At 71.2% G+C, this 10,273-nt stretch carries 11 protein-coding genes and 1 pseudogene; 8 read left to right on the top strand and 4 right to left on the bottom strand.

From position 1 onward, the window contains the following. Window positions 1-29: 29 nt before the first annotated feature. Window positions 30-956, top strand: a complete 927-nt coding sequence (locus AOK22_RS20335) for a 1-aminocyclopropane-1-carboxylate deaminase/D-cysteine desulfhydrase (RefSeq protein WP_063795300.1) — start codon at window positions 30-32, stop codon at window positions 954-956. On the opposite strand, the gene AOK22_RS20340 is transcribed toward AOK22_RS20335, so the two are convergent. Next, a complete protein-coding gene (locus tag AOK22_RS20340; RefSeq protein ID WP_055700123.1) occupies window positions 935-2,533 on the bottom strand; it encodes a Na+/H+ antiporter in 1,599 nt (532 codons plus the stop codon). The genes AOK22_RS20335 and AOK22_RS20340 overlap by 22 nt on opposite strands. 46 nt (window positions 2,534-2,579) lie before the next feature. On the opposite strand from AOK22_RS20340, the gene AOK22_RS20345 reads away from it, so the two are divergent. The 3 genes from AOK22_RS20345 (at window position 2,580) to AOK22_RS20355 (ending at window position 4,530) form a co-directional block, all read left to right on the top strand. Further along, a complete protein-coding gene (locus AOK22_RS20345) occupies window positions 2,580-2,840 on the top strand; it encodes a UBP-type zinc finger domain-containing protein (RefSeq protein ID WP_055700124.1) in 261 nt (86 codons plus the stop codon). Window positions 2,841-3,088: 248 nt separating this feature from the next. After that, window positions 3,089-3,502: an ATP-binding protein gene (locus AOK22_RS20350; protein ID WP_030780840.1), complete on the top strand. Its 414-nt coding sequence runs from the start codon at window positions 3,089-3,091 to the stop codon at window positions 3,500-3,502. After that, the gene (locus AOK22_RS20355) at window positions 3,499-4,530 is read left to right on the top strand and encodes an RNA polymerase sigma factor SigF (protein WP_079036699.1); all 1,032 of its coding nucleotides are present in this window, start codon (window positions 3,499-3,501) and stop codon (window positions 4,528-4,530) included. Before AOK22_RS20350 ends, AOK22_RS20355 begins: the two co-directional genes overlap by 4 nt. A gap of 36 nt (window positions 4,531-4,566) precedes the next feature. Here AOK22_RS20355 and AOK22_RS20360 read toward each other — a convergent pair whose 3' ends face one another. Next, complete coding sequence (locus AOK22_RS20360) at window positions 4,567-5,025, bottom strand: hypothetical protein (protein WP_055700126.1); 459 nt, start codon at window positions 5,023-5,025, stop codon at window positions 4,567-4,569. 104 nt (window positions 5,026-5,129) lie between these two features. Here AOK22_RS20360 and AOK22_RS20365 point away from each other — a divergent pair, with 104 nt between their 5' ends. Next, entirely contained in the window at window positions 5,130-6,098 is a 969-nt protein-coding gene (locus tag AOK22_RS20365; RefSeq protein ID WP_055700127.1) for a diacylglycerol/lipid kinase family protein, read from the top strand. Between the two features lie 316 nt (window positions 6,099-6,414). Continuing rightward, the gene (locus tag AOK22_RS20370; protein WP_016639615.1) at window positions 6,415-6,672 is read left to right on the top strand and encodes a WhiB family transcriptional regulator; all 258 of its coding nucleotides are present in this window, start codon (window positions 6,415-6,417) and stop codon (window positions 6,670-6,672) included. A 200-nt stretch (window positions 6,673-6,872) separates the two neighbouring features. On the opposite strand, the gene AOK22_RS20375 is transcribed toward AOK22_RS20370, so the two are convergent. Together AOK22_RS20375 and AOK22_RS20380 are read right to left on the bottom strand one after the other, a co-directional pair. Next, the gene (locus tag AOK22_RS20375; protein WP_055700128.1) at window positions 6,873-8,339 is read right to left on the bottom strand and encodes a sensor histidine kinase; all 1,467 of its coding nucleotides are present in this window, start codon (window positions 8,337-8,339) and stop codon (window positions 6,873-6,875) included. A gap of 353 nt (window positions 8,340-8,692) precedes the next feature. Next, window positions 8,693-9,310, bottom strand: a complete 618-nt coding sequence (locus AOK22_RS20380; protein WP_055700129.1) for a TetR/AcrR family transcriptional regulator — start codon at window positions 9,308-9,310, stop codon at window positions 8,693-8,695. A gap of 94 nt (window positions 9,311-9,404) precedes the next feature. On the opposite strand from AOK22_RS20380, the gene AOK22_RS42850 reads away from it, so the two are divergent. Both AOK22_RS42850 and AOK22_RS42855 read left to right on the top strand, forming a co-directional pair. Further along, on the top strand, window positions 9,405-9,836 hold a 432-nt coding region (locus tag AOK22_RS42850), incomplete at its 3' end, for an SDR family NAD(P)-dependent oxidoreductase (RefSeq protein ID WP_244164909.1). A 2-nt stretch (window positions 9,837-9,838) separates the two neighbouring features. After that, window positions 9,839-10,178, top strand: a pseudogene (locus AOK22_RS42855) (SDR family NAD(P)-dependent oxidoreductase); the annotation flags it as partial. Window positions 10,179-10,273: the final 95 nt, after the last annotated feature.

Below are 10,273 nucleotides of genomic sequence, written 5' to 3' on the forward strand. Positions count from 1 at the left end.
CACCCGCCCCGTTCGACCCCCCTCCCCGGCTGCCGTCGCCGCTGCAGCGCGTGGACGACGACCGTTTCGGCCGCCGTGGCGTGGAGCTGTTGCTCAAGCGGGACGACCTGATCCACCCGGACCTGCCCGGCAACAAGTACCGCAAGCTCGTCCTGAACCTGCGGGCGGCGGCCGAGGCGGGTCACGACACCCTGCTCACCTTCGGCGGCGCCTACTCCAACCACCTGCGCGCCACCGCCGCCGCGGGCCGCCTCCTCGGCCTCGCCACGGTCGGCGTCGTCCGCGGCGACGAGCTCGCCGACCGCCCCCTGAACCCGTCCCTGGCCCGCTGCGCGGCCGACGGCATGCGCCTGCGCTTCGTCGCCCGGTCGACGTACCGGCGCAAGACCGAGCCGCAGGTGCTGGCCGCGCTGCTGCGCGAGAGCGGCGCGGAGGGGGCGTACGTGATCCCCGAGGGCGGCAGCAACACCCTTGCCGTACAGGGCTGCACGGCCCTCGGCGAGGAACTGCGCGACCACACCGACGTGGCGGCCGTGGCCTGCGGCACCGGCGGCACCCTCGCGGGCCTGGCCGCGGGCCTCGGCCCGGACCGGCGGGCCCTCGGCATACCGGTCCTCAAGGGCGGCTTCCTGGGCCCCGGGATACGGGAGCTGCAGCGGCGGACCTTCGGCGAGCCGACCGGCAACTGGCGCCTCGACGAGCGCTTCCACCACGGCGGCTACGCCCGCACCCCGCCCGCGCTCCTCGCCTTCGCGGAGGACTTCGAGGCCCGCCACGGCGCCGCGACCGGCCTCTCCGTGGAGCGCCTCTACGTCGCCAAGCTCCTGTACGCCCTGACCGTCCTCTCCGAAGAGGGCGCCTTCCGGCCCGGCACCCGCCTCACGGCGGTGATCACCGGCCCGCGCGAGGACCCCGTCCCGGCCGGGCCGCGGGATCAGTCCTCGACCTCCCGGTAGGCGGCCGCCTCCTCGAGGTCCAGCTTGCGCAGCAGCGTCCGCATCATCTCGTCGTCGATGCGCCGCTCGTCCCGCATCCTGACGAATACCTCGCGCTCGGCGGCGATCGCTTCCCGGGCGAGCCTGCGGTAGGTGTCGTCCGCGGACTCCCCCGTCACCGGGTTGGGCTGGCCGAGCCGTTCCCACACGGAGTTGCGGCGCCGTTCCAGAACGGTGCGCAGACGGTCCTGGAGGGGCGGTGGGAGGCAGTTGCGCTCGTCCCGCATGAGTTCCTCCACCCGGGCCTCCGCGGCCTGTGAGGCGGCGTTCTGCGCCTGCGCCTCGGCGAGCGTCTGCGCCTGCGCGTCACGGCCGGGCAGTTTCAGGACACGGATGAGCCACGGCAGCGAGAGCCCCTGCACGACGAGCGTGCCGATCACCGTGGTGAACGTCAGAAACAGGACAAGATTGCGCGCCGGGAACGGCTCGCCGTCGTCCATCACGAGCGGGATCGAGAAGGCGATGGCCAAGGAGACCACGCCCCGCATCCCCGCCCAGCTGACGATCAGCGGCCGGCGCCAGTCCATGTCGTCCTCGCGCTCCCTGATCCGCCGTGAGGTCCAGCGCGGCAGATAGGTCGCCGGGTACGACCACACGAAGCGGGCCGCGACGACGACCACGAAGACCCCGACGGCGTACCAGACGGCCTGCGCGACGCTGTACTCGCCGAGCCCCTTGAGCACGACGGGCAGCTGGAGCCCGATGAGCGCGAAGACCGCGGACTCCAGGATGAACGAGACGACCTTCCAGACGGCCGCCTCCTGGAGCCGCGTCTCGAAGTCGACCTGCCAGGAACGGTGCCCCAGGTAGAGGGCGACCACGACCACGGCGAGCACTCCGGAGGCACCGACCTGTTCCGCGGCGGCGTACGCGACGAAGGGGATGAGCAGCGACAGCGTGTTCTGCAGCATCGCCTCCTTCAGGTGGGTGCGCAGCCAGTGGATCGGGACCATGAGGAGCAGTCCGACGCCGACCCCGCCGACCGCGGCCACCAGGAACTCCCGTACGCCGCCCGACCAGCTCGCGCCCTCGCCGACGGCCGCCGCGAGCGCCACCTTGTAGGCGGTGATCGCGGTCGCGTCGTTCACCAGGGACTCGCCCTGGAGGATCGTGGTGATCCGCGAGGGGAGCCCCACCCTGCGCGCGATGGCGGTCGCCGCGACCGCGTCCGGTGGCGCGACGACCGCGCCGAGCACCAGCGCCGCGGTCAGCGGCAGATCGGGGATCAGCAGATACGCGAGCCAGCCGACGGCGACCGTGGCGAACAGGACGTAACCGACCGAGAGCAGCGCGACGGGCCTGATGTTGGCGCGCAGGTCCAGATAGGAGCTCTCCAGGGCGGCCGTGTGCAGCAGCGGGGGCAGGATCAGCGGCAGCACGACGTGCGGGTCGAGGTGGTAGTCGGGCACTCCGGGGAGGTAGGCCGCGATGAGGCCCACGCCGACCAGGAGCAGCGGCGCCGGCACCGGGGTCCTGCGGGCTGCCCCGGCCACCGCGGCGCTCGCCGCGATCAGTGCCACCAGCGGCAATACGTCCATCGGCAGACCCCTCCGCCCTCCGCGTTCGCGTCGTAACCTGGCCATCATGAACGAGTGCACGCACGTCGCAGCGCTGCCCCACCCCGAGGTGCCCCCGCTGAGCGAGACGTGCCCCGAGTGCCTGGCCGTCGGCAGCCACCCCGTCCAGCTTCGGCTCTGTCTGACGTGCGGGCACGTGGGCTGCTGCGACTCCTCGCCGTTCCAGCACGCGACGGCGCACTTCAAGGACACCGGTCACCCGGTGATGCGGACGTTCGAACCGGGCGAGAGCTGGCGCTGGTGCTTCGTGGACGGTTCGATCGTCTGAGGCCTGGGTACGTCAACCCGACGCTTGTTCTTTCCAATTGGGCCTGCGAGACCCCTAGCCACTGTGCGTATACATGGGCTTACTATGAGTGACAGCATCGGGGCGGGGTCCCCGGGACACGGAACTGGGGAGCGCGGTAGCGTCACCCGCGGAACTACGTGGTGCGTTACCCGTGTGACGCAGTCCGGGCCGCCGTCGGACGGCGGTCCTGGAGCCCCGAAAGTGCTTGTACCACCTTGGAGGTGAGGGTGTCCCAGATCGCAGGCGAGCCCGGGAATCAGGACTTCGTGGAGGTCCGCCTTCCGGCTGCGGGCGCCTACCTGTCGGTGCTGCGGACGGCGACGGCCGGCCTCGCGGCGCGTTTGGACTTCACTCTCGACGAGATCGAGGACCTCCGCATCGCGGTCGACGAGGCCTGCGCGATCCTGCTCCAGCAGGCCGTGCCCGGCTCCGTGCTCAGCTGCGTCTTCCGGCTCGTCGACGACTCGTTGGAGGTGACGGTGTCGGCACCCACGACCGACGGCCGGGCCCCGGAGCGGGACACCTTCGCCTGGACTGTGCTGTCGGCCCTCGCGGGCCAGGTCGACTCCACCGTCGCCGAGGACAACACCGTCTCGATCAGCCTCTACAAGAAGCGCGGCGCGGGACCCGGGCCGGCGTGAGGAACGGGGACGGGCCGGTGCGGGACGATGAGCGCGGCACACGGAGTCTGCCCGTCGGCGGCAGGGAGGGGACGCGCCGCATGACCACCGGGATCCCCGAGCAGCAGGCCAAACCGCATCCGGAGGACCCCGAGCAATCGGGTCCCCCGGTGGTGGCCGATGTGTCGGAGCAGGCAGAGCCGACCGCCAAGGACGAGCTCAAGCGGCTCGCCGGCCGGGGCGGCGGGCGACGGGCGGGAAACATGAACGAGCACGAGCACAGCCGGCACGATCCACAGGACCGCAGCGGCGCACGCGCGATGTTCATCGAGCTGCGCGGCCTGAAGGACGGCACTCCGGAGTACGCGGAGCTGCGCAACCAGCTGGTCCGCATGCATCTGCCGCTCGTGGAGCACCTGGCCCGCCGCTTCCGCAACCGCGGCGAGCCCCTCGACGACCTGACCCAGGTCGCCACGATCGGTCTGATCAAGTCGGTGGACCGCTTCGACCCGGAGCGCGGCGTGGAGTTCTCCACGTACGCGACCCCGACGGTCGTCGGCGAGATCAAGCGGCACTTCCGCGACAAGGGGTGGGCCGTCCGCGTGCCGCGGCGCCTCCAGGAGCTGCGTCTCGCGCTGACGACGGCCACGGCCGAGCTGTCCCAGCTGCACGGCCGCTCCCCCACGGTGCACGAGCTCGCCGAGAAACTGGCTATCTCCGAAGAGGAGGTCCTGGAGGGCCTGGAGTCGGCGAACGCCTACTCCACGCTGTCCCTGGACGTCCCCGACACCGACGACGAGTCCCCGGCCGTCGCGGACACGCTGGGCGCCGAGGACGAGGCCCTGGAGGGCGTCGAGTACCGCGAGTCCCTCAAGCCGCTCCTGGAGGACCTGCCTCCACGCGAGAAGCGCATCCTGCTGCTGCGCTTCTTCGGCAACATGACCCAGTCGCAGATCGCGCAGGAGGTAGGCATCTCGCAGATGCACGTCTCCCGGCTCCTCGCGCGCACGCTCGCGCAGCTGCGGGAGAAGCTGCTCGTCGAGGAGTAGTCACTCCCCGTAGCGACCGCCCTTGATCGGCTGTGGCTACTTCTGGTCCTGTACGTCGCCGGGGCCCCGGATGCCGAGGGCCTCGGTCGTCGCCGGGTTCACCAGGAGCACCAGCGCGGTGAGCGCGACGACGGCGAGGACGATGCCGGCCGGGATCGCAGCGCTGTCGGCCTGCAGCAGCTGCCAGGCCACCGGAAGCGCCATGATCTGCGTGATGATCGCGGGGCCGCGGCTCCACCGGCGCATCTTCATGAGCCCGCGCGCGGCGAGCAGCGGGAGCAGCGCGAGGACGATCAGCGTGACCCCGCCGGTCTCGGCCTGCCGCGGGTCGTCGGGCGAGCCCGCGAGGCCCATCACGAGCATGTACACACCCCCGGCGAGGAGGGCGAGGCCCTCCAGCGCCGCCAGGGCGGCGGCGGCCGTCAGCCGTCCGGGACGCGGGCCCGTCGCGGCCGGCTCCGGGGCTTGGGGGGTGGTTTTCCGCTCAGTGCTCACTCCAGCAGGGTAGCCCCGTGCGCCCCCGCGCCGGCACGTCGGTCGGGGCCCGCCCCGGGACCTCGGTCTAGGCCGGGTAAAGACCGCTAGGTAGTCTGCTGCGCATGCGTGCACTCCTCGTGGTCAACCCGGCGGCAACCACCACCAGTGCGCGTACGCGTGACGTCCTGGTCCACGCTCTGGCGAGCGAGATGAAGCTCGAGGCGGTCACCACCGAGTACCGCGGGCACGCCAGGGACCTCGGCCGGCAGGCCGCGGAGAGCAAGGACATCGAGCTGGTCGTCGCCCTCGGCGGCGACGGCACCGTCAACGAAGTCGTCAACGGTCTGCTGCACCACGGCCCCGACCCGGACCGCCTCCCCCGCCTCGCCGTCGTCCCCGGCGGCTCGACCAACGTCTTCGCGCGCGCCCTCGGGCTGCCGAACGACGCCGTGGAGGCCACCGGCGCCCTGCTGGACGCCCTGCGCGAGGGCAGTGAGCGCACGGTGGGCCTGGGCATCGCGGGCGGCACTCCGGGCACGGAGGACGAGGCGGTGCCCTCGCGCTGGTTCACGTTCTGCGCGGGGCTCGGATTCGACGGTGGCGTGGTCGGCAGGGTCGAACAGCAGCGGGAGCTCGGCCGGCGCTCGACGCACGCCCTCTATGTGCGCCAAGTGCTCCGTCAGTTCCTCGACGAGCCCCACCGCAGGCACGGCATGATCACGCTGGAGCGGCCCGGCGAGGACCCGGTGACCGACCTGGTGATGTCGATAGTCTGCAATACGTCTCCGTACTCCTACCTGGGCAATCGCCCCCTGTACGCGTCCCCGCAGGCCTCCTTCGACACGGGCCTGGACGTACTCGGTCTGAAGAAGCTCTCGACCGCCGCGGTGGCCCGGTACGGCACCCAGCTGCTGACGTCGACGCCGGAGCGCGGACCGCACGGTAAGCACGCGGTCACGCTCCACGACCTCACGGACTTCACCTTGCAATCGAAGGTGCCCCTGCCCCTCCAGATGGACGGTGACCACCTGGGGCTGCGGACAAGCGTGACGTTCACAGGCGTACGCCGTGCACTGCGTGTGATTGTGTGAGTGGAAGGGCCTAAAGTCCTTTCACTCGAACGTTTAGGCCAGGATCCACCCCATGGAAGTACGGCTGTGACCCAGTCGACACTGAGGAATCAAAAAAAACTTTCCTGAAGGGGTTGTATCCGCCGCCGAGGTTTGCGAATCTCTACATGGCGATCGGGACGGCCCGCAACATCGGCCCCACAGAGAGCCAGAACCCCTCCTCCACCACAGGTCCACACCAGGCAACTGGTTGTCGGCCCTTCCCGTGCGGGGGGATTCGTGAAAGCGTTCACATTCACAAGCAACCCGCATGTAATACCAAGGAGAGGTAGCAGCCATGGACTGGCGTCACAACGCCGTTTGCCGCGAGGAAGACCCCGAGCTCTTCTTCCCCATCGGCAACACCGGTCCTGCGCTGCTGCAGATCGAGGAAGCCAAGGCCGTCTGCCGCCGCTGCCCCGTCATGGAGCAGTGCCTGCAGTGGGCGCTCGAGTCCGGCCAGGACTCCGGCGTCTGGGGTGGCCTCAGCGAGGACGAGCGCCGCGCGATGAAGCGCCGCGCCGCTCGCAACCGTGCACGCCAGGCCAGCGCCTGACGCCCACACCCCTGACGAGCCTGAGCTTGGCGGCGCGTACAGCGAGTACGCAACTCCCGCCCCCGAGCCGCAGCCGCGCAGTACCCCCGATGCGCATCGCAACGTGAGCAGTGAGCCCCGGACCACATCGGTCCGGGGCTCACTGCTTTCGTCCGTGCGGGGCGCGCGCCGGCCGTGTGGCGCCCGCCCGTTTGCCGGTGCTACTTCTCGCCGCGCACCGGAATGTCGAGGAGCACCTGCGTGCCGCGCTCCGGGGCGCGGACCATGTCGAAGGTGCCGCCCAACTCCCCCTCGACGAGGGTGCGCACGATCTGCAGGCCGAGGTTGCCGGAGCGGTGCGGGTCGAAGTCGTCGGGCAGGCCGACGCCGTCGTCCTGGACGGTGATCAGGAGCCGGGCGTCCTTGAGGGTGCCGCCGCGCACCGCCGAGACCTCGACCGTGCCGGTGTCCCCCTCGCGGAAGCCGTGCTCCAGCGCGTTCTGCAGGATCTCCGTGAGCACCATGGACAGCGGCGTCGCGACCTCGGCGTCGAGGATGCCGAAGCGGCCGGTGCGCCGGCCGGTGACCTTCCCGGGCGAGATCTCGGCGACCATCGCGAGAACCCGGTCGGCGATCTCGTCGAACTCCACGCGCTCGTCCAGGTTCTGGGAGAGCGTCTCGTGGACGATGGCGATGGAACCCACGCGGCGCACGGCCTCCTCCAGCGCCTCGCGGCCCTTGGCGGAGTCGATGCGGCGGGCCTGCAGCCGCAGCAGCGCGGCGACGGTCTGGAGGTTGTTCTTCACCCGGTGGTGGATCTCCCGGATGGTCGCGTCCTTGGTGATCAACTCCCGCTCGCGGCGGCGGAGTTCGGTGACATCGCGCAGGAGTACGAGCGAACCGATGCGCGGTCCCTTGGGCTTGAGCGGGATCGCGCGCAGCTGGATCACCCCGTCGCCGCCCTCGATCTCGAACTCGCGCGGCGCCCAGCCGCTGGCGAGCTTGGCCAGTGCCTCGTCCACCGGGCCCCGGGACGGGGCGAGTTCGGCGGTCGCCGTGCCCAGGTGGTGTCCGACGAGGTCGGAGGCGAGGCCGAGGCGGTGGTACGCGGAGAGGGCGTTCGGCGACGCGTACTGCACGATGCCGTCGGCGTCGAGGCGCAGCAGACCGTCACCCACGCGCGGGGAGGCGTCCATGTCGACCTGCTGCCCCGGGAACGGGAACGACCCGGCGGCGATCATCTGCGCGAGGTCGGACGCCGACTGGAGGTAGGTCAGCTCCAGGCGTGAAGGGGTGCGCACGGTCAGCAGGTTGGTGTTGCGGGCGATGACGCCGAGGACGCGCCCTTCCCTGCGTACGGGGATGGACTCGACCCGCACCGGGACTTCCTCGCGCCACTCGGGGTCGCCCTCCCGCACGATGCGGCCCTCGTCGAGGGCGGCGTCCAGGAGCGGGCGCCGGCCGCGCGGGACGAGGTGGCCGACCATGTCGTCCTGGTAGGAGGTGGGGCCGGTGTTGGGCCGCATCTGCGCCACGGAGACGTAGCGGGTGCCGTCGCGCGTGGGGACCCAGAGCACGAGGTCGGCGAAGGAGAGGTCGGAGAGCAGCTGCCACTCCGAGACCAGCAGATGCAGCCACTCGAGGTCGGAGTCGCCGAGGGCGGTGTGCTGGCGTACGAGGTCGTTCATGGAGGGCACGTGTGCGAGCGTACCTTTCGCGTCCGGCGGGTCCGCTCCCCTGAGTTTCCGGGATCCCGGCGTCGCCCCCGAGGGGTCCGGAGGGTCCCGACGAGCCGCGGCGCCAGGGCGGGACCCTCAACCCGCCCACGGCACCGCAGCCCTTCAGGTGCATCGGCCGCCAGAATGTGCGGTACTGGTCGGCCGATCGGGAGGATCCGACGCGGTCAGGGCAGAGAGCGCCGGGTCCTCGGTCCGCTCTCCTGTGCGGGAAGAGCGGAGGCTTTACCCACGCATTGTGGACTAGACCATTCTCCCATGTCTATGCGTGTGCGGATGTTTGTTGTTGTCTCTTTCTCCGAACGTCAGGCGCCGTTCCCCATCGGCCGGACCGGCGGCCACACCTGCATGGCGAGGTCGGCCACCGCTTCCAGGACGTCGCGGGTGGCGCCGTCCCTGGCCTGCTGCGACATCCCCTGGAAGACCGCCGCGGTGTAGCGGGCGAGGGCGACGGCGTCGGTGTCCCCGGCCAGCTCGCCGGCGGCGATGTCCGCGCGGATGCGGGACTCGATGCCCGCCACGTTGGCGTTGCGCCGCTCGCGCAGGGCCGTCTCCACCTCGGGGGTCGTGCAGTTGGCCGCCGCCGAGACGACGAGGCAGCCGCGGGGGTGGGTGGGGTCGGTGAACTCGGCCGCCGCCTCGTGCAGCATCCGTGAGACGGCGGCGCGCGCGGTGGGCTCCTCCTCGAAGGCGCGGCCGGTGAAGGCGCCGTGCGTCAGCCCGTACCGCACCACGACCTCGTCGAACAGCGTGCGCTTGTCGCCGAAGGCGGCGTAGAGGCTGGGGGCACCGATGCCCATGACGCGCGTGAGGTCGGAGACGGACGTCCCCTCGTACCCGTGCTCCCAGAAGGTGCGGATCGCCTGTTCCAGGGCCGTGTCGCGGTCGAAGGAGCGGGGACGTCCGCGCTGTTTCGTCGCCATGGGGTGAATTGTATAGCGGGCGCTAGCAAATGAGCGGGAGATCGGGTACGGTCTTTTTCTGTAACGACCGCTAGAGAAAGAGGGGGCGCCTGACATGGGTGCATCGGCCGGCAAGCAGCAGGGCAGGCTCGCGGGGAAGACGGCGCTGGTCACGGGCGGCAGCCGGGGTATCGGACGCGGCATCGCCGAGCGGCTCGGCAGGGACGGCGCGCTGGTCGCCGTGCACTACGGCAGCAATGAGGAGGCGGCGAAGGAGACGGTGGCCGCGATCGAGGCCTCGGGCGGCGCCGCCTTCGCGATCGGCGCGGAGCTGGGTGCCGCGGGGGACGCGCAGGCCCTGTGGTCGGCGTTCGACGCGCACGCGGACGGCGTGGACATCCTGGTGAACAACGCCGGGGTCAGCACGGCGAGCTCCTTCGCCGACACGGACGAGGCGGAGTACGACCGCTTGTTCGCGGTGAACATGAAGGCGCCGTACTTCATCACGCAGCTCGGCGCGGAGCGACTGCGCGACGGCGGCCGGATCNNCTCGGGCCTCTCGCAGGCCGCGGTGATGCCGGAGATCTTGACGTACGCCATGACCAAGGGCGCCCTGGACGTGTTCACGCGGAACCTCTCGAAGGTCCTCGGCCCCCGCGGCATCACGGTCAACGCGGTGGCGCCGGGCATCGTGGACACGGACATCAACGCCGCGTGGCTGCGCGGCGAGGAGAACAAGGACGCGTGGGCGAGCTCCGCCGCGATGTCGGCGCTCGGCCGCGTCGGCGACCCGTCGGACATCGCGGACGTGGTGGCCTTCCTCGCGTCGGACGACGGCCGGTGGGTCACCGGCCAGTGGATAGACGCGACGGGCGGCTCGCTCGCGTGACCGCCCGGGGAGGGACCCGGCGCTCCGGGCCGGGCCCCTCCCCGGCGTCAGCGGGTCTCGGTGACCTTGGCGAGCGCCCGGGGCGCGTCGGGGTC

The sequence above is a fragment of the Streptomyces silaceus genome (assembly GCF_001419745.1).
Lineage (GTDB): Bacteria > Actinomycetota > Actinomycetes > Streptomycetales > Streptomycetaceae > Streptomyces > Streptomyces silaceus.